General features: G+C 69.9%; 24 protein-coding genes. 14 read left to right on the forward strand and 10 right to left on the reverse strand.

All coding sequences use genetic code 11. From position 1 onward, the window contains the following. Positions 1-170: 170 nt before the first annotated feature. The 5 genes from ccmI to ccmE are packed head-to-tail and all read right to left on the reverse strand — an operon-like array spanning position 171 to position 4,838. Positions 171-1,406: a c-type cytochrome biogenesis protein CcmI gene (ccmI, locus tag CKO33_RS11470; RefSeq protein WP_200182380.1), complete on the reverse strand. Its 1,236-nt coding sequence runs from the start codon at positions 1,404-1,406 to the stop codon at positions 171-173. Beyond that, the gene (locus CKO33_RS11475; protein WP_200182381.1) at positions 1,403-1,876 is read right to left on the reverse strand and encodes a cytochrome c-type biogenesis protein; all 474 of its coding nucleotides are present in this window, start codon (positions 1,874-1,876) and stop codon (positions 1,403-1,405) included. Before CKO33_RS11475 ends, ccmI begins: the two co-directional genes overlap by 4 nt. Further along, positions 1,873-2,412 carry a DsbE family thiol:disulfide interchange protein gene (locus CKO33_RS11480; protein WP_200182382.1) on the reverse strand — a complete coding sequence of 180 codons (540 nt, stop codon included), beginning with the start codon at positions 2,410-2,412 and terminating at the stop codon, positions 1,873-1,875. Before CKO33_RS11480 ends, CKO33_RS11475 begins: the two co-directional genes overlap by 4 nt. Continuing rightward, complete coding sequence (locus CKO33_RS11485) at positions 2,412-4,382, reverse strand: heme lyase CcmF/NrfE family subunit (RefSeq protein WP_200182383.1); 1,971 nt, start codon at positions 4,380-4,382, stop codon at positions 2,412-2,414. Before CKO33_RS11485 ends, CKO33_RS11480 begins: the two co-directional genes overlap by 1 nt. Continuing rightward, a complete protein-coding gene (gene ccmE, locus CKO33_RS11490) occupies positions 4,383-4,838 on the reverse strand; it encodes a cytochrome c maturation protein CcmE (RefSeq protein WP_200182384.1) in 456 nt (151 codons plus the stop codon). 226 nt (positions 4,839-5,064) lie between these two features. Between ccmE and CKO33_RS11495 the strand changes: the two genes are divergently transcribed. The 5 genes from CKO33_RS11495 to ccmD all read left to right on the forward strand — a co-directional run bounded on the left by CKO33_RS11495 (position 5,065) and on the right by ccmD (position 8,347). Continuing rightward, entirely contained in the window at positions 5,065-5,994 is a 930-nt protein-coding gene (locus tag CKO33_RS11495) for a chemotaxis protein CheV (protein ID WP_200182385.1), read from the forward strand. A 65-nt stretch (positions 5,995-6,059) separates the two neighbouring features. Further along, entirely contained in the window at positions 6,060-6,716 is a 657-nt protein-coding gene (gene ccmA, locus CKO33_RS11500) for a cytochrome c biogenesis heme-transporting ATPase CcmA (RefSeq protein WP_200182386.1), read from the forward strand. Between the two features lie 5 nt (positions 6,717-6,721). Further along, on the forward strand, positions 6,722-7,390 hold the full coding sequence (gene ccmB / locus CKO33_RS11505; protein ID WP_200182402.1) for a heme exporter protein CcmB: 669 nt from the start codon (positions 6,722-6,724) through the stop codon (positions 7,388-7,390). Between the two features lie 10 nt (positions 7,391-7,400). After that, positions 7,401-8,150: a heme ABC transporter permease gene (locus CKO33_RS11510; protein ID WP_200182387.1), complete on the forward strand. Its 750-nt coding sequence runs from the start codon at positions 7,401-7,403 to the stop codon at positions 8,148-8,150. A gap of 14 nt (positions 8,151-8,164) precedes the next feature. Then, on the forward strand, positions 8,165-8,347 hold the full coding sequence (gene ccmD / locus CKO33_RS11515; protein WP_242472606.1) for a heme exporter protein CcmD: 183 nt from the start codon (positions 8,165-8,167) through the stop codon (positions 8,345-8,347). Here ccmD and CKO33_RS11520 read toward each other — a convergent pair. Beyond that, complete coding sequence (locus CKO33_RS11520) at positions 8,313-8,786, reverse strand: NapC/NirT family cytochrome c (RefSeq protein ID WP_200182389.1); 474 nt, start codon at positions 8,784-8,786, stop codon at positions 8,313-8,315. The genes ccmD and CKO33_RS11520 overlap by 35 nt on opposite strands. A gap of 182 nt (positions 8,787-8,968) precedes the next feature. On the opposite strand from CKO33_RS11520, the gene CKO33_RS11525 reads away from it, so the two are divergent. From CKO33_RS11525 to CKO33_RS11540, 4 genes are all read left to right on the forward strand, one after another. Further along, on the forward strand, positions 8,969-10,186 hold the full coding sequence (locus CKO33_RS11525) for a response regulator (protein WP_200182390.1): 1,218 nt from the start codon (positions 8,969-8,971) through the stop codon (positions 10,184-10,186). Between the two features lie 69 nt (positions 10,187-10,255). Then, positions 10,256-10,951: a sensor histidine kinase gene (locus tag CKO33_RS11530; protein ID WP_200182391.1), complete on the forward strand. Its 696-nt coding sequence runs from the start codon at positions 10,256-10,258 to the stop codon at positions 10,949-10,951. Between the two features lie 8 nt (positions 10,952-10,959). Further along, positions 10,960-11,679 carry a GAF domain-containing protein gene (locus CKO33_RS11535; protein ID WP_200182392.1) on the forward strand — a complete coding sequence of 240 codons (720 nt, stop codon included), beginning with the start codon at positions 10,960-10,962 and terminating at the stop codon, positions 11,677-11,679. Positions 11,680-11,746: 67 nt separating this feature from the next. Further along, positions 11,747-12,703, forward strand: a complete 957-nt coding sequence (locus tag CKO33_RS11540) for a recombination-associated protein RdgC (RefSeq protein WP_200182393.1) — start codon at positions 11,747-11,749, stop codon at positions 12,701-12,703. A 16-nt stretch (positions 12,704-12,719) separates the two neighbouring features. On the opposite strand, the gene CKO33_RS11545 is transcribed toward CKO33_RS11540, so the two are convergent. Genes CKO33_RS11545 through CKO33_RS11560 form a run of 4 tightly spaced genes read right to left on the reverse strand, consistent with a single transcriptional unit; the run spans position 12,720 to position 15,539 of the window. Then, entirely contained in the window at positions 12,720-13,091 is a 372-nt protein-coding gene (locus CKO33_RS11545) for an acyl-CoA thioesterase (RefSeq protein WP_200182394.1), read from the reverse strand. 41 nt (positions 13,092-13,132) lie between these two features. After that, complete coding sequence (locus CKO33_RS11550; RefSeq protein WP_200182395.1) at positions 13,133-14,410, reverse strand: NRAMP family divalent metal transporter; 1,278 nt, start codon at positions 14,408-14,410, stop codon at positions 13,133-13,135. Beyond that, the gene (mnmM, locus tag CKO33_RS11555; protein ID WP_200182396.1) at positions 14,407-15,060 is read right to left on the reverse strand and encodes a tRNA 5-(aminomethyl)-2-thiouridylate-methyltransferase MnmM; all 654 of its coding nucleotides are present in this window, start codon (positions 15,058-15,060) and stop codon (positions 14,407-14,409) included. The genes CKO33_RS11550 and mnmM overlap by 4 nt, the downstream gene beginning before the upstream one ends. Then, entirely contained in the window at positions 15,057-15,539 is a 483-nt protein-coding gene (locus CKO33_RS11560) for an alpha/beta fold hydrolase (protein WP_338081777.1), read from the reverse strand. Before CKO33_RS11560 ends, mnmM begins: the two co-directional genes overlap by 4 nt. 596 nt (positions 15,540-16,135) lie before the next feature. On the opposite strand from CKO33_RS11560, the gene tkt reads away from it, so the two are divergent. From tkt to fba, 5 genes are all read left to right on the forward strand, one after another. After that, positions 16,136-18,133: a transketolase gene (gene tkt / locus CKO33_RS11565; protein ID WP_200182397.1), complete on the forward strand. Its 1,998-nt coding sequence runs from the start codon at positions 16,136-16,138 to the stop codon at positions 18,131-18,133. 75 nt (positions 18,134-18,208) lie between these two features. Next, positions 18,209-19,207 (forward strand): type I glyceraldehyde-3-phosphate dehydrogenase, encoded by a 999-nt coding sequence (gene gap, locus CKO33_RS11570; RefSeq protein WP_200182398.1) that lies wholly within the window; start codon positions 18,209-18,211, stop codon positions 19,205-19,207. Between the two features lie 154 nt (positions 19,208-19,361). Beyond that, positions 19,362-20,540: a phosphoglycerate kinase gene (locus CKO33_RS11575; RefSeq protein ID WP_200182399.1), complete on the forward strand. Its 1,179-nt coding sequence runs from the start codon at positions 19,362-19,364 to the stop codon at positions 20,538-20,540. A 121-nt stretch (positions 20,541-20,661) separates the two neighbouring features. Next, a complete protein-coding gene (pyk, locus tag CKO33_RS11580) occupies positions 20,662-22,104 on the forward strand; it encodes a pyruvate kinase (RefSeq protein ID WP_200182400.1) in 1,443 nt (480 codons plus the stop codon). 145 nt (positions 22,105-22,249) lie between these two features. Then, entirely contained in the window at positions 22,250-23,314 is a 1,065-nt protein-coding gene (gene fba / locus CKO33_RS11585) for a class II fructose-bisphosphate aldolase (protein ID WP_200182401.1), read from the forward strand. The last annotated feature ends 125 nt before the right edge of the window (positions 23,315-23,439 follow it).

Below are 23,439 nucleotides of genomic sequence, written 5' to 3' on the forward strand. Positions count from 1 at the left end.
CCTCGGGGCGGGGGTCGTCTGTTGTTGGCATGGGGTTCACGGCTTCGGGTCTCCTGGATGCGGGGAGGTTCCGGGAGGGGGATTTTCCCACACCCGGGCATCCGGGGGGAAAGGAACTCGCCTGCCGCAGGCGGTGGAGCCGGAGGGAGGCGGCGGGGACGCCGCCGGGATCAGGGCAGGACGCGGTCGATGACCACGCGGATCTCGCCGGCGTCGGGGGCCACGGTGGCGGTGCCCTGCAGATCGCCGCTGCGGGCGGTGGCGTCCCCGTTCTGGCTGACCCGGGCCACCACCTCCACCCGTTCCAGCTCCGCCAGGGCGGGCCCCCCGCTGCCCATGCCCCCGGAGGCCAGGGTCACCGTATCCGGCAGTTTGGGTCCGGTGCGGGCCACCGCCAGGGGCACGCCCCCTTCCGTGGGTCGGGCAAAGACCATGACCACGGCATCCTTCCCGACCCGCTCGGCCATGCCGGGGGCCAGCTCCACCGTCACGTGCAGGCCCGCGGTGTCCGCGTTCTGTGCCGGCGCAGCGGCAGCGTCCACCCGGCGCAGGGCGTCCTCCACGGAACGGGCCGCGTCACTGTCCCCGGGCAACTGGGACTGCAGGCGTTCCAGGCGGGTGCGGGCGGTCTCCGGTTCCCCCGCCTGGTAGGCGGCGATGGCTCCGAGCCAGAGACCGTCGGGGTGATCCGGTTGCTCCTCCAGGGCCGATTCCAGCAGGCGGCCCGCCTCGGGCGGGGCGCTTCCGTCGTGGGCGAGCATCAGGCTCTCGGCGAAGGCCACGTTGAGTTCGGGACGGTCCCCCAGGAGGTGGTGGGCCCTGCCAAAGGCCCGGGCCGCCGCCGCGTGTTGGTCCATGAAACGATGGGTGCGGGCCAGCATGAGCCAGCCCTCGGCGTCCCCGGGATTCGCCTCCAGGCGGGCCTCCAGGTCGGCCACCATGGCCTCCAGCTCCGCCTCCTCCAGCGACCGGCCCGGCCGGTCCCCGGAGTCGCTTCCCCCGGCCAGGTCGCCGTGGACCGGTGCGGGGTGTTCCGGGGTCATCTGCAGGTGGATAAGCACGGCCAGCACCGGCAGGATCATGGCCACGGCGGCCAGTACCGGGCCACCCCGGCGGTCATTGTGTCCCCCCTCGCCGCCGGCTTCGCCGGAGGGGGTGTCCCCGTCGCACAGATCCGCCGCCAGGTTGTCCTCCAGTTCCCCCCGGGCCGCCTCGTACTGCCGGGCATCCAGCAGGCCGGCGGCCCGCTCCCGGTCCAGCTCCGCCAGGCGCTGGCGGTAGATGGACAGGTTCAGACGGCCGGCCTCCACGGTGTCGTTGCCCCGGCGCCCCAGCCAGGGCCAGAGCACCGCCACCACCGCCATCAGGAGCAGGGCGCCGGCGGCGATCCAGAACCCTGTGCTCATGCCTTATCCTCCCCCTCCAGGAGGCGGCGGGCCCGTTCCCGGGCGGCCGCGTCCACGGTGGGCCGGACGCCCGCGCGGCGGCTCTGGCGGGCGACGAGAAGGAGTGCGCCCAGCCCCAGGGCGAGGAGCAGGAAGGGTCCCGTCCAGAGCAGGAGCGTGCGCCCGGAGAGGGGGGGACGGTAGAGGACGAAGTCCCCATAGCGGGCCACCATGTATTCGGTGATGCGCGCATCGGAGACGCCGGCCCGCAGCTGTTCGCGCACCTCGCGGCGCAGGTCCCGGGCCAGGCCGGCATTGGAATCCGCCAGGGACTGGTTCTGGCAGACGGTGCAGCGCAGTTCGTGCAGCAGGTCCCGGTAGCGGGCCTCCAGGGCCGGGTCGTCGAAGCGGGTGGGGTCCACCCCCTGGGTCCATGCCGGTATGGGGGCAGCCAGCAGCAGGAGCAGCAGCCACGTGGTCTTCTTCATCATGGATCTTCCTGGCGCAGACGGGCCACCAGCGGCAGGATCTCCCGCTGCACCCGCTCGGGGGTGAGGGGGCCCGCGTGCTTGTAACGGATGCGTCCGTCGGCATCGAGGACAAAGGTCTCCGGAGTGCCGTATACCCCCCAGTCGATGCCCGCGCGCCCCTCCCGGTCGTGGCCGTTCCAGCGGTAGGGATTGCCGAAGCGGCCCAGGTAGGCCAGGGCGTCGGCCCGCTCGTCCTTATAGTTGATGCCGTAGAGGGGGAGGTCGTGGCGCCGGGCCAGATCCGAGAGCACCCGGTGTTCCCGGCGGCAGGAGGTGCACCAGCTGGCCCAGACGTTCACCAGGGCCACGCGGCCCTGCAGGTCCGTGTGGCCCACGCGGCGCTCCGGGTCCTCCAGGGCCGGCAGGGTGAACGCGGGTGCCGGCCGGTCCACCAGGGGGGAGGGGATGAGGCGGGGGTTGAGCCCCAGCCCCACCAGCAGGAACAGACCCAGCAGCAGGAGCAGGGTCATGGGCAGCAGGAACAGGAGCCGTCTCATCAGGAGACCTCCCCGCGGTGTTGCGCGTTCGCGGTGCGGCGGGCAAACACCCGGTAGCGCCGGTCGGCGGCGGCAACGAGCCCGCCGGCCACGATGAGGGTGGTGCCGATCCAGAGCCACACCTGGAAGGGATTGTGGTGCAGGCGCAGGGCCCAGGTGTCCCCCGCCATGGGCTCCCCCAGGGCCACGAACAGGTCCCGGGTGAGGCGGGTGTGGAAGGCGGCCTCCGCCATGGGCCGGCGCTGTACCCGGTAGACGCGCCGCTGGGGATAGAGGTCGGCCACCGGCGCACCGTCGCGAAGGACCCGGACATGGGCCTCGGTGGCGTCCCAGTTGGGCCCCTCCACCGGGCGGATGTCCCGCAGCTGGAAGGTGTAGCCCGCCAGATCCGCGCGATCCCCCACCGCCATGCGCACGTCCCGTTCCTGCTCGAAGGTGCTGAGCAGGGTGATGCCCATCACCAGCAGGGCAAAGCCCAGGTGGCTGAGGGTCATGCCCCAGTAGCCGGCCGGCAGCCGGCGCAGGGCCTCCCGGGGGCCGCCGGCACGGGCCAGGCGGGTGTACAGGTCCCGCGCGGCGGTGAGGAGGATCCACAGGCCGAGTCCCACTCCAAGGCTCACCATGAGGGTGGTGCTACCCATGGCTGCCAGGGGCAGCACCACGCCCCCGGCCAGGGCCGCCAGCAGGGTGTGCCAGGTCCGGCGGGTCAGTTCCCCCGGCGGGCTGCGCTTCCAGCGCAGCAGGGGGGCCATGCCCGTGAGCAGGATCAGGGGCAGCATGAGGGGGGCGAAGACGCGGTCGAAATAGGGGGGACCCACGGAGAGCTTGCCCAGCCCCAGGGCGTCCATGAACAGGGGATAGAGGGTCCCCAGCAGCACCGCCGCCATGGCCACCACCAGGAGGACGTTGTTGGCCAGCAGGGCCCCTTCCCGGGAGATGGCGTGGTAGGCGGCATGGCCGTGCACCTGGGGCGCCCGCCAGGCGTAGAGGGCGAAGGAGAGGCCGGTGACCAGAAGCAGCAGGGCGAGGATGTACACCCCCCGGGCCGGGTCGGTGGCGAAGGCGTGCACCGAGACCAGCACCCCGGAGCGCACCAGGAAGGTCCCCAGCAGGCTCAGGGCGAAGGCCAGGATGGCCAGCAGCACGGTCCAGCTGCGAAAGGCGCCGCGTTTCTCCGTCACCGCCAGGGAGTGGATCAGGGCCGTGGCCACCAGCCAGGGCATGAGGGAGGCGTTCTCCACCGGGTCCCAGAACCACCAGCCGCCCCAGCCCAGGGTGTAGTAGGCCCACCAGCTCCCCAGGGCGATGCCGGCCCCGAGGAAGGCCCAGGCGGTGGTGGCCCAGGGGCGGGTCCAGCGGGCCCAGGCGGCGTCCAGACGGCCGCCGATGAGGGCCGCCATGGCGATGGCGTAGGGCACCGCCAGGCCCACGTAGCCCATGTAGAGCATGGGGGGATGGATGGCCAGGCCCGGGTCCTGCAGCAGGGGATTGAGGTCGCGCCCGTTGGCCGGCACCGGGAAGAGCGTAGTGAAGGGGCTGGAGGTGAACAGGGTGAAGGACAGGATCCCGGCGCTCACCAGGCCCAGCACCCCCAGGGTGCGGGCCGTCAGCACCGGTGGCAGGCCCCCGCTGAAGCGGGACACCGCCAGGGACCAGCCGGCGAGCATCAGGGTCCACAGCAGCAGGGAGCCCTCGTGTCCCCCCCAGACGGCGGAGATGCGGTAGAGCAGGGGCAGGGCGGTATTGGACTGCCGCGCCACGTATTCCAGCGAGAAGTCATGGCTGATAAAGGCCCAGGTGAGGGCGCCCCAGGCCGTCAGCAGGAACAGGAACTGCCCTGCCACCGCCGTGTGGGCGGTGTCCATCCAGGTGCGCCGTCCCCACTGCGCCCCCAGCAGGGGGAGGATGCCCTGCACCAGGGCCATGAGCAGGGCGAGGATGAGGGCGAACTGGCCGAGCTGGGGGATCATTCAGTAGGCCCGTTGGCTGTCGGGGGTGCGGTGTCCGGCGCTTTCCAGGGCCTCGGCCACCTCGGGGGCCATGTAGTTCTCGTCGTGGCGGGCCAGGACCCGTTGTGCGCGAAAGACCCCGTCACTCCCCAGGCGGCCGTGGGTCACCACCCCCTGGCCCTCCCGGAACAGGTCCGGCAGCAGTCCATCGTAGACCACGGGGATGCTGTGGGCGGTGTCGGTGACGCGAAAACGCACCCGGACCCCTTTGGCGGCCTGTTGCACCGAGCCCTGTTCCACGAGCCCGCCGAGGCGGATGATGCGCCCGTCGGGGGCCTCTCCCGCGGCCAGGTCCGAGGGGGCATAGAAATACATCAGGTTCTCGCTGAAGGCGTTCAGCACCAGGGCCGAGGCGCCGGAGACCACCAGCACCACCAGGGCCGCCCCGGCCAGCCGCCGTTTCTGTCGTGGACGCATCGCCGTTCTCCTGCCCATGCGGGCGATCCGGCTCTCCTGATCCCCGCTTCTCACCTGCATGGTGACATGGACAGGGGCACCATGGATCGTCTCCGGGGATTTTTCCGGTATATTTTGATATTAATCAAACCCCATGGGCGTGGCCCGGTCGCCCGCGCGCCGATGGTCTTGGCCACCGTGGAGTGGGTAAGATGGTGGGCGGGTTTTGTGGAGCCGGAGTGCGGTCATGGTGGAACAACGTTGGGGGTCTTCCCTGGAGTCCAACCGGGCGGCCGGAAGCCGGCTGGAATTGCTCCTCTTCCAGTTGGAGGGGCGGCAGCTCTACGGCATCAACATCTTCAAGGTCCAGGAGGTGATCCCCTATCAGCCCCTGACCCGCCTGGCCGGCGCCCATCCCCTGGTGAAGGGCATCGCCACCCTGCGCGGCATCACCATGCCCATCATGGATCTCTCCCTGGCCATCGGCGGCCCGCCCCTCAGCCAGCCGGAGCAGGGCTACATCATCATCACCGAATACAACCGCTCCGTCCACGGCTTCCTCATCCGCCGGGTGGACCGGATCATGAACACCCAGTGGGACCGGGTCCAGCCGCCGCCGCGGGCCACCGGACGCCACGCCTTCGTCACCGCGGTCACCCTGCTGGAGAACCGGGAGATCGTCGAGATCCTGGACGTGGAGAAGGTGCTGGATCAGGTGGTGCACGCCAGCACAGTGGTCTCGGAGGCCTACAGCGAGGGGGTGCAGCCCGGGGCGTACAAGGTGCTGGTGGTGGATGATTCCAGTGTGGCGCGCAATCAGATCCGGGCCTCCCTGGCGCAATTGGGGGTGGATTGCACCACCGTAACCGACGGCAAAAATGCCCTGGAGCTCATCGAGCATCTGCAGTCCGAGGGGGTGGACGTGGCCCGGGACTACCTCATGATCATCTCCGACATCGAGATGCCGGAGATGGATGGCTATCAGCTCACCACCCACATCCGTGAGGATCCGCGCCTGAAGGACCTGTATGTCCTGCTGCATTCCTCCATCAGCGGGGTGTTCAACATGGACATGGTCCGCCGCACCGGGGCCGACAAGTTCATCCAGAAGTATCACCCGGACGATCTGGCCCAGGCCGTGCAGGAGCGCATCCGACATGTGGAGGACGGGGATTGACTCTTCGCAATCCTGCGCCCGCGCGGTAGGATCAGGACCCATGCCGCAGAGGATCCCGTTCCCCCATGACCGCCGTTGAGAGGGCAGCCGGAAGCCGTTTCCCCGGGCATGGCCTGAAGGTGCGGGGCGTGGTGGTGGAGCGGGGCGAGCGCCGTGTGCTGGATGGGGTGCACCTGGAGGTGCGCGGTGGCCAGTTGCTGCAGGTGGCCGGGCCCAACGGGGCCGGAAAGACCACCCTGCTGCGGGTGTTGTGCGGCCTGACCCGCCCCCTGGCCGGCCGGGTGACCTGGGATGGCCGCCCCCTCACCGGCCCGGAGGCGGCGGCGCATCTGGCCTACCTGGGCCATGTGGATCCCCTCAAGGATGGATTGAGCCCGCGGGAGAACCTGCGCGCCCACTGCGCCCTGCAGGGGGTGCGGGTTGACCGGGCGGCGGTGGCGCGGGCGCTGGGGGATCTGGGGCTACAGGATCACGAGGCGGTGGCGGTGCGTCATCTGTCCCAGGGGCAGCGGCGGCGGGTGGCCCTGGCGGGGCTGGTGCTGCTGGGTCGGCCGCTGTGGATCCTGGACGAGCCCTTCGCCTCCCTGGACGCCGGCGCCATCGACACCCTGCGGGGGGTGCTGGAGGGGCATCTGGCGGCGGGGGGGATGGTGGTGCTCACCACCCACCAGCCGGTGCCCGTGCGCGGTGACTGCCGCAGCCTGGAACTGGGGGCGGCGTGAAGACCCTGGCGGCGGCCTTTCTCAGCCTGCTGACGCGGGACCTGACCCTGGCCCTGCGCCGGCGTCAGGACGCCCTGGTGGTGCTGGGGTTCTTTGTCGTGGTGGTCTCCCTGTTCCCCCTGGGGGTGGGTCCGGACCCCCAGTTGCTGCGCAGCATGGCCCCCGGGGTGCTCTGGGTCTCGGCCCTGCTGGCGACCCTGCTCTCCCTGGAACGGTTGTTTTCCGAGGACGGCCGCGACGGCACCCTGGAGCAGCTGCTGCTCAGCCCATGGCCGCTGCCGCTGCTGGTGCTGGCCAAGGTCCTGGCCCACTGGCTGGTCACGGGCCTGCCCCTGGCCCTTGTCTCGCCGCTTCTGGGGCTGCAGCTGGGCCTGGAGCCGGGGGAAATGGGGGTGCTGCTGATGGCCCTGCTCCTGGGCACGCCGGTGCTCAGCCTGGTGGGGGGCATCGGCGCCGCCCTCACCCTGGGATTGCGCAGCGGCGGCGTGCTCATCGCCCTGCTCATCCTGCCCCTCTATGTCCCGGCCCTGGTGCTGGGGGCGGGGGCGGTGGATGCCGCTCTGTATGCCACCAGCCCGGGTGCCCACCTGTCCCTGCTGGGGGCCCTGTTGCTGCTGACCCTGTTGCTGGCGCCGTGGGCCACCGCCGCCGCACTGCGCATCATGCTGGATTGAGGTGACGATCATGGCCGCAAGACAGACCCGCTGGCTCCGGTTCTCCTCCCCGCCCCGGTTCTACGACCTGGCGGGGCGTCTGGCCCCCGGGTTCGCGGTCCTGGCGGGGCTGTGCTTCATCGCCGGACTGTACACCGCCCTGGTCCAGGCCCCGCCGGACTACCGCCAGGGGGAGAGCTACCGCATCCTGTTCATCCATGTGCCGGCGGCCTGGATATCCATGTTCCTCTATGTCCTCATGGCCGGCTACGCCGCCATCGGCCTGGTGTGGCGCATCAGGACTGCCGAGGTGATGGCCAAGGCCATGGCCCCCACCGGCGCCCTGTTCACCTTCCTGGCCCTGTGGACGGGGGCCCTCTGGGGCAGGCCCACCTGGGGGGCCTACTGGGTCTGGGACGCGCGCCTCACCTCGGAGCTGATCCTGCTCTTCCTCTACCTGGGGTTCATCGCCCTGCACGCCGCCATCGAGGACCGCCAGCGGGCGGCCAACGCCGGCGCGGTGCTGGCCCTGGCGGGGGTGGTGAACGTGCCCGTGATCTACTTCTCGGTGACCTGGTGGAACACCCTGCACCAGGGGGTCACCATCCGCGTCACCAGCGCCCCGAGCATGGATGCGGTGATGGTGTTGGCCCTGGCGCTCATGACCCTGGCCTGCTGGATGTATGCCATCGCGGTGGTGCTGTGGCGGGCGCGTCTGGAACTCCTGGAACGGGAATGGCGTTCCGACTGGGTGGCCCAGCGACTGGGGGGTGGGACATGAGCGATCTTGTCGCCATGGGCGGTCATGGCGTCTTTGTCTGGGGCGCCTACGGGGTGACCCTGCTGGCCCTGATCTGGGAGATGCTGGCCCTGCTGCGCCGCCGCCGCATCCTGCGGCGAAGGCGCCGACCTTCGCAACGGCCTTCCCGGGCCCCGTCGGAGGTCATTCCCCGGCGAAGCGGGGGGCCTCGGTCTTGAGTGCGTGCAGTTCCGGGTCGTGTCCGGTGTCGGCGTGGCAGTCCAGGCACAGCCCGCCGCCCTCCATGAAGGCGGTGTGCTCCTCGAAGAAGACCGGATCGCTCTCGGCCACCTCCGGACCCATGTGACATCCCTGGCAGTTGTCGCTGGTGATCTGCGGATAGCTGCGGCCGGAGGGGTCGTTGTGGGGGTTGTTCTGTCCGGTGAACATCAGGTAGAGCTTGCGCGCTCCCTGGATCTTGTCGTCCACGAACCCCTTGGTATGGCAATCGATGCAGTCGGTGTGGTAATGCTCCCCGTGGTCCCAGGCCACCTTCTCGTAGGCATGGCAGGCGATGCAGAAGGTATTGGTCTTGGAGACCTGGTGCCCGCCGACGCCGGCACCCGCCAGCACGGCCACCACCAGGAGCAGCAACAGGACGATCCAGAACTTGCTCATGCCAACCCCTCCGCGGGTGATATGGGGGCGGCGCCCCACAGCGGCATGCGCCGCCACCGTAATGTCCCTTTCGAATGTAGCAGAATGGGCGGTACATTGAAAAAAGCCCCGCCCGGGGCCACCCTTGGGCAGGGGTCGTTCCCCCGTTGGGAGGTGGCATACGGGCATGGGTGAGATACGCGATGGATAGATCCCTCGGCCGGCGCAGGGTGCTGGTGGTGGACGACTTCCCGGCCATGCGCACCACACTTGCGCAGATGCTCCTGTCCATGGGGCTGGAGGAGGAACCCGACATGGCCCAGGACGCGGCCCAGGCCCTGGCCCGGCTGCGGGCCCGCCGCTACGACATCGTCCTGTGCGACTACAACCTGGGGGGTGGCATGGACGGCCAGCAGTTGCTGGAGATCGCCCGCCGGGAGGGGCGCGTGGACGTGGCCTGCGTCTTCATCCTGATCACCGCCGAGAACTCCAGCGAGATGGTCATGGCCGCCCTGGAGAGCGGCCCGGACGCCTATCTCTCCAAGCCCATCACCAAGGTGCTGCTGAAGACCCGCCTGGAGCGGGCCCTGCAGCGCCGCGATCCCATGCGGCCGGTGGCGGATGCCCTGGCGCGGGGGGACACGGCCGGGGCCCTGCAGGTGCTGGCCGCCATGCGCGCGGCGGGCCGCGGCGAGGCGGCCGATGTCCTGCGCCTGCAGGCGGAACTGGGCATCGAGGCCGGTGATCTGGACGCCGCCGAGGCGGCCGCCCGCGAGGCCCAGCGGGCGCGTCCGCTGGCCTGGGCCTGCAACGCCCTGGGGCGGGTGGCGCAGCGGCGCGGCGACCTTAAGGCGGCCGAGACCCGTTTCCGCGAGGCCATCGCCGTGACCCCCTACTTCATGTCCGCCCACGACCACCTGGCGGAGGTGCTGGAGTTGCAGGGCCGCCCCGCCGATGCCCTGGATGTCCTGGACCGGGCGGTGCAGCGCTCTTCCCGCTCCCTGCCGCGGCAGCGCCGCCTGGGGCGCCTGGCCCTGGAACAGGGCCACTGGGACCTGGCGGCGCAGGCCTGGGCGCGGGCCGCGGAACTGGCGGCGCCCCAGGGGGAGGCCCATCCCTCGGACCATGTCTGGACCGCCTTTGCCCTGGCCCGGGCGGGGGACACCCGCGGCGCCGCCCGCCGCCTGCAGCAGATGGAACAGGCCCTGAAAGGGGACCCGGAACTGCCCTGGTGGTCCCTGGTGGGCCGCCTGGACCTGTGCGGGGTCACCGCCGCGGATGCGGCGGAACTGCTGGATACCCTGGACACCCGCCTGCTGTGGTCGCCGCCCCCGGAGGCGGTGCGCGCCGCCCTGGTGCAGGTGCTGCAGCACCTGGGGGAGGTGGAACGGGCCGAACTCCTGCGCCAGGAGGCGGGCTGATCCCGTCCATGGCCGTTCCATAGTAGGATGGGATAGCGGGCATGTGCCCGTACCACCACGGGGGCAGGCTTGTCGAAGCTCGACTTCAACACGGTGCTGGCCATCAGCATCCACGACATGAAAAATTCCCTCAACACCGTCCTCACCGCCCTGGACGACCTGCTGGAGGATGCGGACTCCAGCCCGGTGGATGCCCCGGAGCGCCTGTCCCACCTGCGCTATGAGGCCAGGCGGGTGAACGACAACCTGATGCAGTTGCTCACCCTGTACCGCAACGCCCATGGGCTCTACACCCCCCGTTTCTCACCGGTGGTGATCAGTGAACTCCTGGAGGAGCACTGGCTGGGCTACCGGCCCATGCTGGAGCAGAAGGGGATCTCATGCCACGTGGCCTGCGATCCGGAACTGCTCTGGACCCTGGAACGGGGTCTGGTCGACAGCCTGCTGGACAATGTGATCAACAATACGGTGCGTTATACTCAAAAACGGATCGCCATCACCGCCCGGGAGGAACGGGGCTGGCTGGTGATCCAGGTGGACGACGACGGCCCGGGTTTTCCGGATCACATGCTCGGCCGGCGCGCCCTGGAGGAGGGCGAGCCCCCGGATGTCGCCCAGGGGCGCACGGGGCTCGGTCTCTACTTCTGCGCCCTGGTGGCGGATCTGCATGCCGACGAGCGCCATCGCGGTTACGTGGAACTGACCAATCAGGGTGATCTGGGGGGCGGCTGCTTCACCCTGCGCCTCCCCCCGGTCCCCCTCTGAGGCCCCCCATGTCGGACCCCTCCTTCATCCACAAGCTCTCCGAACTGGCCCGGTTCGTCGAGACCACCACCTCCCTGGAGGAGGGGCTGGACACCCTGAGCCGGCTGGTGGCCCACGCCATGGACTGCCGCCACTGCTCCATCATGCTGGTCTCTGCGGCACCCCGGGGGGAGACACCCCGGCTTCGGGTGGAGGCCCATTGCGGCGGCCTGCCGCCGGAGGCCCGGGCGCAGAGCCTGCCCCTGGGGGACGGCATCGCCGGGCGGGTGGCCGGTTCCGGGGAACCGCTGCTGATCCGCGATCTGCACCGCTCCCCCTATGCCCCCCTGGCGCGGCGCGGCGAGTCCGGCACTGTGGACGTGATCTCCGTGCCCATCCTTCTGGAGGATCAGGTGGTGGGGGTCATCAACGTGGACGGGCCCGAGGGGCGGCAGCGGCTGGACGCCTCGGACCTGCGCATGGCCATGATCCTGGCCCTGGTGGTGTCCAAGTCCATCCACATCCATCGCCTGCAGGGGCTGTTGAAGACCCATTTCATCCAGTTGAGCCTGGCCCAGGAGGCCCAGCGCACCGGCCAGCTCACCCAGGACCCGGAGCGGGTGGCCCGGCTCATGGCCCACACCCTCTACGACGAGATGCTGCGTGCCGGCTTCGCCCGGGACCACGTCCTCCAGGTGGCCACGGAACTCCTGGGGCAGGTGCACGACGGCCTCGCCGGTTCTTCCTGAGATCCAGGGACCACAGGGCGGGGTGCGGGCGCTATAATCGGCCCCTTTTCCGTCCCCAAGGTGGTCCATGCTCCGCAACGCACGCCTCTTTCGCCTGCAGGAATCCCTTTCCCTCACGCCCCTCGAGCTGGAGGAAAAGCTGGCAGCGCGCCGCTTCAGGCCCTGCGGCCCCCTGGAGACCGCCACCCTGGGCTGGAGCGAGCCCCTGGGCGAGGACAGCCAGGCCCTGGTGCACGACGCCGGCGGCTGCCGGCTGCTCTGTGCCCGCCGCCAGGAGCGGCTGCTGCCCGCCACCGTGGTGAACGAACTGCTGCAGGAGCGGGTGGCCGAGATCGAGTCCGCCGAGGGGCGCAGCGTGGGCCGCAGCGAGCGCCGTCGCCTCAAGGAGACGCTCACCGCCGAGCTCCTGCCCCAGGCCTTCACCCGCTCCCGCCGCATCCTGGCCTACGTGGACACCGTGGCCGGCTGGCTGGTGGTGGATGCCGCCAGCGAGCGCTTGGCGGACGACGTGGTGACGCTGCTGCGGGAGACCCTGGGCAGTCTCCCCGTGGCCCTGCCCAATCCCGCCCATGCCCCCGCCAGCCTCCTCACCCGCTGGGTCTCCCAGGGCCATGGTGAGGCCGGCTTCACCCTCGGGGACGCCTGTGAGCTGCGGGACCCCAGGGACCGGCAGTCCGTGGTGCGCTGCCGCGGCCAGGATCTGGCCGGGGAGGAGATCGCCAAGCACCTGGAGATGGGCAAGCAGGTGGTGCAGCTGGCCCTGGACTGGAGCGAGCGCCTGACCTTCACCCTGGGCGAAGACCTGGCCCTGCGGCGCCTGCGCCTGGCCGATGAACTCATCGAGGAGGGGGGCGTGGCCGAGGCGGAGGATGCCCGGGCGCGCATGGATGCGGAGTTCACCCTCATGAGCCAGGAACTGCGGGAGGTGATCCAGGCCCTGGACGGGATCTTCGGGCTTTCGGGGGGCGATGCCGGGGCGCAGCCGTCCGTCGCCGGGGCGGCCGGCGTGGACGTGCCCTGGTAGCGGGCGCCCCGCCGCCTCAGGCGCCGGTGCGGGCCGGGGGCAGGGGGATCTTCTGGCCCGCGTCGTCCAGGCGCACGAAGGTGACGCAGGTGGAGAAGATGGGTTCCTCGCCGCCGCTCTCCAGGTCATCGCAGAAGGCGCTGACGGCGTATTGCACCGAGGTGCGGCCGCGTTCGTGTTCGCGGGCGTTGAAGCGCAGCACATCCCCCTGGTGCACCCCGCGATGGAATTCCACGGAATTCATGGCCACGGTGACGAAGCGGCAGCCGGGATAGTCCCGGCTGGCGGCGATCCAGGCGATCTCGTCCACCCACTTGAGCAGAAAGCCGCCGAACAGGTAGCCGTAGTGGTTCAGGTGCTCGGGGCGCACCAGCTTGAAGGTGTCCATGCAACGCTCCTTGATCCGGGTTCCCTCATTGTACCGCGATATCACCCGAACAGCCGCCAGCCCAGCCACACCAGGGAGAAGCCGGTGAGGAAGACCAGTCCCGCCCAGGCCAGGGCCAGGGTGAGGCCCCCGGGGCGGTCCGCCGGGGGCATGTGGGGATGGGTGACCACCCGCAGGGTGAGCCAGGCCAGGATGGGGGCCGAAAGGAAGGACAGGGTGGTGGCCAGATCGATGAAGGCGGTGAAGCGCTCCCCGGCGAAACGGATCAGGGCCAGGGCCCCGGCGAGGATCCCCACAAGGACCAGGGCATAGGCCAGGTGCCCGCCGCGGCCGGCTGCGTGGTTCGTTTCCTGGCCCCGGGCGGTCCGCCACAGGGCCAGGACCACCCGGGGATAGGCATCGGTCACCGCCAGGGTGGTGCTGAACATGGTGGTGAGGGCCGCCACGGCGATGATGGGGCGGCTCCATTCCCCCAGGGTGCCGGCGTAGAGATCCACCAGCTGACCGGCAAAGCCCACCGCGGAGTCAGCGAAGACCCGGCCATCGGCGTAGAGGGTCAGGGCCCCCAGGAGCAGGAAGGCCGCCGCCATCAGCGTGGCGGCCCAGAAGCCGATGCGAAAGTCCGTCAGGGCCTGTCCCAGGCTGGGGCGGGTGCCGGTCTCCCGGGCCCGCTCCAGGGACCAGAGGGAATGCCACACGGCCACATCCAGGGGGATGGGCATCCAGCCCAGCAGGGCCAGGAGGAAGGCGAAGCCGGCCCCGGTCCACAGCCGCGGCGCCTCCTCCAGCCCGGTGATGCCCTGCCATTGGGGCATTCCCCAGACCGCCAGGGCCACGGCGGCGACGGTGCAGGCGGTGAGGACGGCCATGATCAGCTTCATGCCCAGGTCCACGCCCCGGTAGTCCCCCACCGCCAGCAGCACGAGGCAGGCCGCGAGGATCCAGACGGAGAGGGTGAAGGTGGATACGTCCAGTCCCAGGAGCGTACCCAGAAGGCCCGCGGTGACCACCGTCACCACCGCCTGGATGATGAACATCGTCCCCAGGGTGACCAGGGCGAACAGGCCCAGGGCCCAGCGCCCCAGGCGGCGGTAGCCGCTGAGCAGATGCTCCCCGGTGGCGGCGGCATAGCGCGGACCGAACTCCAGGAAGGGGTACTTGAGGATGCAGGCCAGCAGGATCGCCGGCAGCAGCAGCAGGCCGTACTCCGCGCCGGCGCGGGTGGACTGCACCAGGTGGGAGACGCCGATGGCGGCCCCGGCCATGAGCAGGCCGGGGCCGATGGCTTGTCGCAGGCTGCCGGTACGCAGGTCCTTCATGGGATCTCCGGGGAAAGGGGCTTTTGCACCGGGAACTTACCGCAGGGCCGGTCCTGCATGCACCCCCCCGGGGTATCCCCCCGCTCCAGCAGGAGCAGCACCGGGGCATGGGCGGCCGGGCTCTCCCGGTGCAGGCAGCGCACCACCGGGGTGCGCCGGGCGAGCCATGCCTGCAGCGCCTCGTACTCCGCCTTGCCACCGTCATGGCCGCGATAGGCCAGGACACTCACCACCCCCCGGGGATGGAGCCAGGCCAGGGCCGCCTCCAGGGCGGCGAGGGTGGTTTCGGGTCGGGTGATGCGGCTGTGGTCCCCACCGGGCAGGTAGCCCAGGTTGAACAGGACCGCCGCCAGCCGGCCGCGGGCCTCTGGGGGCAGGTGGTCGGCCAGGTGTTCGTGGCCGGCCTGGATGAGGTGGACCCGCTGCGCCAGACCCGCCGCCTGCAGGCGCTGCGCGGTGGCCTCCAGGGCCGGGGGCTGCACGTCGAAGGCCCAGACCCGTCCCGTCGCCCCCACCGCCCCGGCCAGGAAGCGGGTGTCGTGGCCGTTGCCGGCGGTGGCGTCCACCGCCAGGGCGCCGGGGAAGAGTCGCGGCGCCACCGCCGCGTGGGCCCGGGCGGTGAGGGGGCGGCGGCCGGCCCGGGTGGTCACGGCGTCTCCCCTGCGGCCACCTGCAGGCAGGCCCGGTGCATGGCCTCCAGGGACGCGGCATCCGCCAGACGGTGATCCTCCCCCACGGCCCACAGGGCGGATGGGGCCAGGCCGCTGCCTGCCACCAGCGTGCGGGAGTCCTCGAAGGGGATCACCTCGTCCCGGGGGGAGTGCAGGATCACGCTTCCGGGCGGGACCCGGTCGGCCTTCCCCCAGAGCCGCCAGGCGGGGCACAGGAGCACCCGCGGGATCCCGCCGGTGTCCAGGTTCATGGCCAGCGCCCCGCCCCGGGAGGAGCCCACCACCACATCCAGCCCGCCGGCGGCCAGGGCCGTCCGGGCCGTGGCCAGGGCGGCGTCGAAGTCGTCATCGTCCAGGGCGGGATTGAGCACCCGGTGTCCCTGCGCCTGCAGGAAGGTGGGCTTGACGCCCCCCGGCCGGGACTGCCAGCCGTGCAGGAAGAGGATGCGCAGGTTCATGGCCGTGCCACCGGGTGCGCACGCACCGCCCCCCCGGGACTGAAAGGGCCGCCGGTTGCGATGGGCCGGTACAGCGGGTGTGGCAGGTCCGGCATCGGCAGGGCCTCCGGGTCGATTGATGTGTCCGGCCGGATCTTACCCAATGCCTCCGGGTCCGGCCACCGCCCGGTCCCCGCATGAGCACCGGCGGACGGGGTCGCGGTTACGGATCGCGGTGGGGGTTTTCCCTGTTGGATTTTATCGTTTCGAGAATTAAAGAAACCAAGGCATTTAACTTTTAGTATCGGGTGTTTTTATATCGCGGTGCAGCAAAAGGCCGTGCACTTCCCTCGGACTTGCCCCGAGCCATCCTCTCAGCCAAAATGCAGCGCTCCAAAGCTGTGATTGTCTGCCCGTACCATCGCGTTGCAGCGCCCTTCGGGCCCGGTTTTCAGGGGCGCTCCGCGGATCCCGCAAGGCATGTTCACGGCCCGAATCCCGGGCGGTCGCGCAGAAAATGAAAAGGCCGGGCCTGATTACAGGCAGCCTTTTTTGGAGTGTTTTCGCGCCCGCCCTTCCGGTTTCCATCCATATCGACCCTTGTCAGGAGATCTCTCATGCCGTCTCGTAAAGAGCTTGCCAACGCGGTACGCGTACTCTCTATGGACGCGGTGCAGAAGGCCAACTCCGGTCATCCCGGGGCACCCATGGGCATGGCCGATATTGCCGAGGTGCTTTGGAACGACTACCTCAAGCACAATCCGGCCAATCCCCACTGGCCCGATCGCGACCGTTTCGTCCTGTCCAACGGCCATGGCTCCATGCTGGTGTATTCCCTGTTGCACCTGACCGGCTATGAACTGCCCATGGAGGAGCTCAAGCAGTTCCGCCAGCTCCACTCCCAGACCCCCGGTCACCCGGAGTACGGCTACACCCCCGGGGTGGAGACCACCACCGGCCCCCTGGGCCAGGGCCTGGCCAACGCCGTGGGCATGGCCATCGCCGAGAAGGCCCTGGCGGGCCAGTTCAACCGGCCCGGTCATGACATCGTGGATCACCACACCTACGTCTTCCTCGGGGACGGCTGCCTCATGGAGGGCATCTCCCACGAGGCCTGCTCCCTGGCGGGCACCCTGGGGCTGGGCAAGCTCATCGGTTTCTATGACGACAACGGCATCTCCATCGACGGCGAGGTGGAGGGCTGGTTCACCGACGACACCCCCGCCCGCTTCGAGGCCTATGGCTGGCACGTGGTGCGGGATGTGGACGGCCACGACGCCGGGGCGGTGAAGCAGGCGGTGGAGGCGGCCCGGGCCGTCACCGACCGGCCCAGCCTCATCTGCTGCCGCACCATCATCGGCTGCGGTGCCCCCAACAAGCAGGGCAAGGAGGAGTGCCACGGCGCGCCCCTGGGGGACGACGAGATCCGGCTGGTGCGGGAGAAGCTGGGCTGGAGCCACGAACCCTTCGTCATCCCCGACGAGATCTATGCCGGCTGGGATGCCCGGGACAAGGGGCGGCAGGCGGAGGCCGACTGGCAGGCCCGTTTCGAGGCCTACCGCGCCGCGCATCCGGACCTGGCCGCCGAATTCACCCGCCGCATGGCCGGTGACCTTCCCGCCGACTGGGAGGAGAAGGCCGGCGCCTTCATCCGCCAGGTGGCGGAGAAGGCCGAGAAGGTGGCCAGCCGCAAGGCCTCCCAGCAGGCCATCGGCGGCTATGCCCCCGTGCTGCCGGAGATCCTGGGGGGCTCCGCCGACCTGGCCGGTTCCAACCTGACCCTCTGGCCCGGGGCCAAGGGCCTGAGCCGCGAGGTCTCCGACGGCAATTACATCTACTACGGCGTGCGCGAGTTCGCCATGTCGGCCCTGATGAACGGCATCGCCCTGCACGGCGGCTTCATCCCCTACGGCGGCACCTTCCTCATCTTCAGCGACTACGCCCGCAATGCCCTGCGCATGTCGGCCCTGATGAAGCAGCGCGTGGTCTATGTGCTCACCCACGACTCCATCGGCCTGGGCGAGGACGGCCCCACCCACCAGCCGGTGGAGCAGGTGCCCAGCCTGCGGCTCATCCCCAACATGTCCCTGTGGCGCCCCTGCGATGCCGCCGAGACGGCGGTGGCCTGGAAGCAGGCCATCGAGCGCCGCGACGGCCCCACCGCCCTGATCCTCTCCCGCCAGGGCCTGCCCCATCAGCAGCGGGACGAGGTGCAGATGGCCAACGTGGCCCGGGGCGGGTACATCCTGCGGGATTGCGACGGCAGCCCGGAGGCCATCCTCATCGCCACCGGCTCCGAGGTGGCCCTGGCCATGGAGGCCGCCGAGGCCCTGGAGGCCAAGGGCCGCCGGGTGCGGGTGGTGTCCATGCCCAGCGTGGATGTCTTCGAGGCCCAGGATGCCGAGTACCGCGACGCCGTGCTGCCGCCCTCGGTGCGCGCCCGGGTGGCGGTGGAGACCGGCGCCACCGCCGGCTGGTACAAGTACGTGGGTCTGGAGGGCCGCGTCGTGGGCATGGACTGCTTCGGCGAGTCCGCCCCCGGTGGCGCCCTCATGGAATACTTCGGGTTCACCGTGGACCACGTGACCCGGGCCGTGGAAGAGGTGCTGGGCTGATCCCCGGGCCGGCTCCGCGAAAGGTTTTCACGAAGCGTTTTTCAGGCAAACGATGAAGTTGGAGATACAAGCGTCATGACGATCAAAGTCGGTATCAACGGTTTCGGGCGCATCGGCCGCATGGCCTTCCGCGCCATCGCCCGCGAGTTCCCGGAACTGGAAGTGGTGGCCATCAACGACCTGCTGGAGCCGGACTACCTGGCCTACATGCTGCGTCACGACTCGGTGCACGGTCGCTTCGACGGCGAGGTCTCCGTGGAAGGCCAGCACATGGTGGTCAACGGCAAGCGCATCCGCCTCACCGCCGAGCGGGATCCCGCCGACCTGAAGTGGGGCGACGTGGGCGTGGACGTGGTCATCGAGTCCACGGGCTTCTTCCTCACCACCGAGACCTGCCAGAAGCACATCGACGCCGGGGCGCGCAAGGTGGTGCAGAGCGCCCCCTCCAAGGATGCCACCCCCATGTTCGTCTACGGGGTGAACCACGCGGAGTACGCCGGCCAGGAGATCCTCTCCGGCGCCTCCTGCACCACCAACGCCCTGGCCCCGGTGGCCAAGGTGCTCAACGACCACTTCGGCATCAAGCGCGGCCTGATGAGCACCGTGCACGCCGCCACCGCCACCCAGAAGACGGTGGACGGCCCCTCGCAGAAGGACTGGCGCGGCGGCCGCGGCATCCTGGAGAACATCATCCCGTCCTCCACCGGCGCCGCCAAGGCCGTGGGCAAGGTGCTGCCCGCCCTCAACGGCAAGCTCACCGGCATGGCCTTCCGCGTGCCCACCTCCGATGTCTCCGTGGTGGACCTCACCGCCGAACTGGAGAAGGAGGCCGATTACAAGACCATCTGTGAGGCCATGAAGTCCGCCGCCGAGGGCGAACTCACCGACGTGCTGGCCTACACCGAGGACAAGGTGGTCTCCACCGATTTCCGGGGCTTCTCCGCCCCCTCCATCTTCGACGCCGGTGCCGGCATCCAGCTGGACCCCACCTTCGTCAAGGTGGTGGCCTGGTACGACAACGAGTACGGCTATACCTGCAACCTGCTGCGCCTGGTGCGCCACGTGGGGCAGTAAGCCGGGTTCCGACCCCCTCCCGTGGCCGGGAGGGGGTCGCCCCTTATCCCTGTGTGCAAAGGGCAGTGGGGGAGAATCCTTCGCCGGGCCCCGGGGTCCGGCCAAGGGTTTTCCAGAAAAAAGAATCGCCAAAACCATCAGAGGAGTCGTATCCATGTCCGTCATCAAGATGACCGACCTGAATCTCCAGGGGCAACGCGTCCTCATCCGTCAGGACCTGAACGTCCCCGTCAAGGACGGCCGGGTCACCTCGGATGCCCGCATCCGCGCCAGCCTGCCCACCATCGAGCACGCCATGAAGGCGGGGGGCCGGGTGCTGATCATGTCCCACCTGGGCCGCCCGGAGGAGGGGGTCTTCTCCGAGGCCGATTCCCTGGCCCCGGTGGCCGAACACCTCTCCGGCCTGCTGGGCCAGAAGGTGCGCCTGGTGCGGGACTACCTGGATGGCGTGGACGTGGCCGAGGGCGAGGTGGTGCTGCTGGAGAACGTGCGCTTCAACCCGGGTGAGAAGAAGGATGACGAGGCCCTGGCGCGCCGCTATGCCGCCCTGTGCGATGTCTATGTCATGGATGCCTTCGGCACCGCCCACCGGGCCCAGGCCTCCACCCACGGGGTCGGCCGGTTCGCCCCCACCGCCTGCGCCGGTCCGCTGCTGGCGGCCGAGCTGGAGGCCCTGGGCAAGGCCCTGCACAACCCCCGCCGCCCGCTGGTGGCCATCGTCGGCGGTTCCAAGGTCTCCACCAAGCTCACCGTGCTGGAATCCCTGTCCACCAAGGTGGACCAGCTCATCGTCGGCGGCGGCATCGCCAACACCTTCATCGCCGCCCAGGGGCATGACGTGGGCAAGTCCCTCTACGAGGCGGACCTGGTGCCAGAGGCGCAGCGGCTGATGGAGGCCGCCCGCTCCAAGGGCGGCGAGATCCCGGTGCCCACCGACGTCACCGTGGGCAAGGAATTCTCCGAGACCACCCCGGCCGCCACCCGCGGCGTGGACCAGGTGGCCGCGGACGACATGATCTTCGACGTGGGCCCCGAGACCGCCGCCACCTACGCGGACCTGATGAAGAAGGCCGGCACCATCGTCTGGAACGGCCCGGTGGGCGTGTTCGAGTTCGACCAGTTCTCCGCCGGCACCCGCGCCCTGGGGGAGGCCATCGCCGAGAGCGACGCCTTCTCCATCGCCGGGGGCGGGGACACCCTGGCGGCCATCGACAAGTACGGTCTTTCGGAGCGCATCTCCTACATCTCCACCGGCGGCGGTGCCTTCCTGGAATTCCTGGAGGGCAAGACCCTGCCGGCCGTGGCCATGCTGGAGGAACGGGCCCGGGGCTGAGGCGCTGCGTACCCGGCACGGCCTTCGCTGTCATGCACGCGTCTTTTGCGGCGGGCATGCTGCGTCCACCGGGGCGGGCAACCCCCGCCCCCCGTGACCCCATGAAAGGACAAGGCCCGAGATGCGAAGAACCAAGATCGTAGCCACACTGGGACCCGCCACCGATGACCCGAAGACCATGCAGCGCATGGTGCAGGCCGGGGTGGACGTGGTGCGGATCAACTTCTCCCACGGCGAGGCGGACGCCCATCGCCGGCGCGTGGGCCTGCTGCGGGAGACCGCCCGCGAGACGGGCCGCCTGGTGGCGGTGCTGGGGGACCTGCAGGGCCCCAAGATCCGCATCGCCCGTTTCGCCGAGGGCGCCGTGGAACTGGAGGAAGGGGACGCCTTCACCCTGGATGCCGAACTGGGGACGAACGCAGGGGACCGGACCCGGGTGGGGCTGACCTACAAGGACCTGCCCGGGGACCTGCACCCCGGCGACACCCTGCTCCTGGATGACGGCCGCCTGGTGCTGGAGGTGGACCGGGTGGATGGCCCCCGGGTGCACACCCGCGTGGTGGTGGGCGGCACCCTTTCCGACAGCAAGGGGATCAACCGCCAGGGGGGCGGTCTCTCCGCCCCGGCCCTGACGGACAAGGACCTGGAGGACATCCGTCTGGCGGCGGAGTTGGAGGTGGACTATCTGGCCGTCTCCTTCCCCCGCTGCGCCGGGGACATCCACACGGCGCGCCAGCACCTGCGGGATGCCGGCGGCCACGGGGCCATCTGCGCCAAGATCGAGCGGGCCGAGGCGGTGGCGGCCAGCGACGCCATCCTGGAGGCCACGGACGCCATCATGATCGCCCGCGGCGACCTGGGGGTGGAGATCGGCGATGCCGAGCTCCCCGGGGTGCAGAAGCGCCTCATCCAGGAGGCCCGCAGCCGCAACCGGGTGGTGATCACCGCCACGCAGATGATGGAATCCATGATCACCAGCCCCATCCCCACCCGGGCCGAGGTCTTTGACGTGGCCAACGCCGTGCTGGACGGCACCGATGCCGTCATGCTCTCCGGCGAGACCGCCACCGGCCGCTATCCCCACAAGGCGGTGGCGGCCATGGGCCGCATCTGCGAGGCCGCCGAACGCCAGCGCAGCGCCCGGGTCTCCACCCACCGCATGGACAGCTATTTCCAGCGGGTGGACGAGGCCATCGCCATGGCCACCATGTACACCGCCAACCACCTGGACGTGCGTGCCATCGCCGCCATGACCGAGTCCGGGTCCACGGTGCAGTGGATGTCCCGCATCAGTTCGGGCATCCCCATCTTCGGCATGACCCGCCATGAGCGCACCTGCCGCAAGATGGCCCTGTACCGCGGCGTCTACCCCATCCTGTTCGAGCCGGAGAACACCAGCCACGCCGCCAACAACCGTCAGGCGGTGGCCGTGCTGGAACGGGCCGGCATCGTCTCCGAGGGGGACCTGGTGATCATCACCAAGGGGGACCTGGCCGGTGTGATGGGGGGCACCAACGCCATGAAGATCGTGCAGGTGGGGGCCCTGCACGACTGCCCCGGATGATGTGCAGGGTGTTCCTGGATCCCCCGGGGGGGGTTGTGACCCAGGGACACACCATGGACGATAGTCGGGTGATCGAGGGATTGCCCGGACAACAACAGCGGATTAACCGGATTCGTCTTCAAACGACCAAGAGGAGGACCTTTACATGGCCCTGATTTCCCTTCGACAACTGCTGGATCACGCGGCCGAGCACGGCTACGGGATGCCGGCCTTCAACGCCAACAACCTGGAACAGGTGCAGTCCATCATGCAGGCGGCGGACGAGGTGGACGCCCCGGTGATCATCCAGGCCTCCGCCGGTGCCCGCAAGTACGCCGGCGAGCCCTTCCTGCGCCACCTGATCATCGCCGCCGTGGAGCAGTACCCCCACATCCCGGTGGTGCTGCACCAGGACCACGGCTCCGAGCCGGCGGTGTGCCAGGCCTCCATCCAGTCCGGTTTCACCTCGGTGATGATGGACGGCTCCCTCATGGCCGACATGAAGACCCCGGCCAGCTATGAGTACAACGTGGACGTCACCCGCCGCGTGGCGGAGATGGCCCACTGGGTGGGGGTCTCCGTGGAGGGCGAACTGGGCTGCCTGGGCTCCCTGGAATCCGGCATGGCCGGCGAGGAGGACGGCTCCGGCGCCGAGGGCAAGCTCTCCCACGAGCAGCTGCTCACCGACCCGGACGAGGCCGCCCGCTTCGTCCAGGAGACCGGGGTGGACGCCCTGGCCATCGCCATCGGCACCAGCCACGGGGCCTACAAGTTCACCCGTCCGCCGACGGGGGACATCCTGGCCATCGAACGCATCAAGGAGATCCACGCCCGCATCCCGGACACCCACCTGGTGATGCACGGCTCCTCCTCGGTGCCCCAGGAATGGCTCAAGATCATCAACGAGTACGGCGGCGACATGGGCGAGACCTACGGTGTGCCGGTGGAGGAGATCCAGGAGGGCATCAAGCACGGCGTGCGCAAGGTGAACATCGACACCGACCTGCGCATGGCCTCCACGGGCGCGGTGCGCAAGTTCCTGGCGGAGAACAAGAAGGACTTCGACCCGCGCAAGTTCCTCAAGGCCTCCACCGCCGCCATGAAGGACATCTGCAAGGCCCGTTACGAGGCCTTCGGCTGTGCCGGCATGGCCTCCAAGATCCGTCCCGTGAACCTGGACACCATGGTGCAGCGTTACAAGTCCGGCGAGCTGGACCCCAAGATCAAGTAAGCCGCAGCCAGGGGCGGGATGCCCCGGAACCGCCCGCGGACGCCCCGTGCCCGCGGGCGGCCCCTTTCGGACCCCGCCGTGTGCGGGGTCTTTTTTTGGGGCGTCAGTGGGACGAGGGCGGGGGG

Origin of the sequence: Ectothiorhodospira mobilis, from assembly GCF_016584115.1 — a bacterium.
Taxonomy (GTDB): domain Bacteria; phylum Pseudomonadota; class Gammaproteobacteria; order Ectothiorhodospirales; family Ectothiorhodospiraceae; genus Ectothiorhodospira; species Ectothiorhodospira mobilis.

What these genes read in the sequence shown, in the direction of transcription:
- ccmD (WP_242472606.1), top strand. Translation starts at nt 8,165, where the DNA reads ATGGGCGGTCATGGCGTCTTTGTCTGGGGCGCCTACGGGGTGACCCTG.
- CKO33_RS11550 (WP_200182395.1), bottom strand. Translation starts at nt 14,410, where the DNA reads ATGAAGGACCTGCGTACCGGCAGCCTGCGACAAGCCATCGGCCCCGGC.
- CKO33_RS11485 (WP_200182383.1), bottom strand. Translation starts at nt 4,382, where the DNA reads ATGATCCCCCAGCTCGGCCAGTTCGCCCTCATCCTCGCCCTGCTCATG.
- CKO33_RS11475 (WP_200182381.1), bottom strand. Translation starts at nt 1,876, where the DNA reads ATGATGAAGAAGACCACGTGGCTGCTGCTCCTGCTGCTGGCTGCCCCC.
- ccmA (WP_200182386.1), top strand. Translation starts at nt 6,060, where the DNA reads ATGACCGCCGTTGAGAGGGCAGCCGGAAGCCGTTTCCCCGGGCATGGC.
- ccmI (WP_200182380.1), bottom strand. Translation starts at nt 1,406, where the DNA reads ATGAGCACAGGGTTCTGGATCGCCGCCGGCGCCCTGCTCCTGATGGCG.
- CKO33_RS11480 (WP_200182382.1), bottom strand. Translation starts at nt 2,412, where the DNA reads ATGAGACGGCTCCTGTTCCTGCTGCCCATGACCCTGCTCCTGCTGCTG.
- gap (WP_200182398.1), top strand. Translation starts at nt 18,209, where the DNA reads ATGACGATCAAAGTCGGTATCAACGGTTTCGGGCGCATCGGCCGCATG.
- CKO33_RS11560 (WP_338081777.1), bottom strand. Translation starts at nt 15,539, where the DNA reads ATGAACCTGCGCATCCTCTTCCTGCACGGCTGGCAGTCCCGGCCGGGG.
- CKO33_RS11545 (WP_200182394.1), bottom strand. Translation starts at nt 13,091, where the DNA reads ATGGACACCTTCAAGCTGGTGCGCCCCGAGCACCTGAACCACTACGGC.
- CKO33_RS11510 (WP_200182387.1), top strand. Translation starts at nt 7,401, where the DNA reads ATGGCCGCAAGACAGACCCGCTGGCTCCGGTTCTCCTCCCCGCCCCGG.
- pyk (WP_200182400.1), top strand. Translation starts at nt 20,662, where the DNA reads ATGCGAAGAACCAAGATCGTAGCCACACTGGGACCCGCCACCGATGAC.
- CKO33_RS11495 (WP_200182385.1), top strand. Translation starts at nt 5,065, where the DNA reads ATGGTGGAACAACGTTGGGGGTCTTCCCTGGAGTCCAACCGGGCGGCC.
- CKO33_RS11535 (WP_200182392.1), top strand. Translation starts at nt 10,960, where the DNA reads ATGTCGGACCCCTCCTTCATCCACAAGCTCTCCGAACTGGCCCGGTTC.
- tkt (WP_200182397.1), top strand. Translation starts at nt 16,136, where the DNA reads ATGCCGTCTCGTAAAGAGCTTGCCAACGCGGTACGCGTACTCTCTATG.
- fba (WP_200182401.1), top strand. Translation starts at nt 22,250, where the DNA reads ATGGCCCTGATTTCCCTTCGACAACTGCTGGATCACGCGGCCGAGCAC.
- CKO33_RS11520 (WP_200182389.1), bottom strand. Translation starts at nt 8,786, where the DNA reads ATGAGCAAGTTCTGGATCGTCCTGTTGCTGCTCCTGGTGGTGGCCGTG.
- ccmE (WP_200182384.1), bottom strand. Translation starts at nt 4,838, where the DNA reads ATGCGTCCACGACAGAAACGGCGGCTGGCCGGGGCGGCCCTGGTGGTG.
- CKO33_RS11525 (WP_200182390.1), top strand. Translation starts at nt 8,969, where the DNA reads ATGGATAGATCCCTCGGCCGGCGCAGGGTGCTGGTGGTGGACGACTTC.
- CKO33_RS11575 (WP_200182399.1), top strand. Translation starts at nt 19,362, where the DNA reads ATGTCCGTCATCAAGATGACCGACCTGAATCTCCAGGGGCAACGCGTC.
- CKO33_RS11540 (WP_200182393.1), top strand. Translation starts at nt 11,747, where the DNA reads ATGCTCCGCAACGCACGCCTCTTTCGCCTGCAGGAATCCCTTTCCCTC.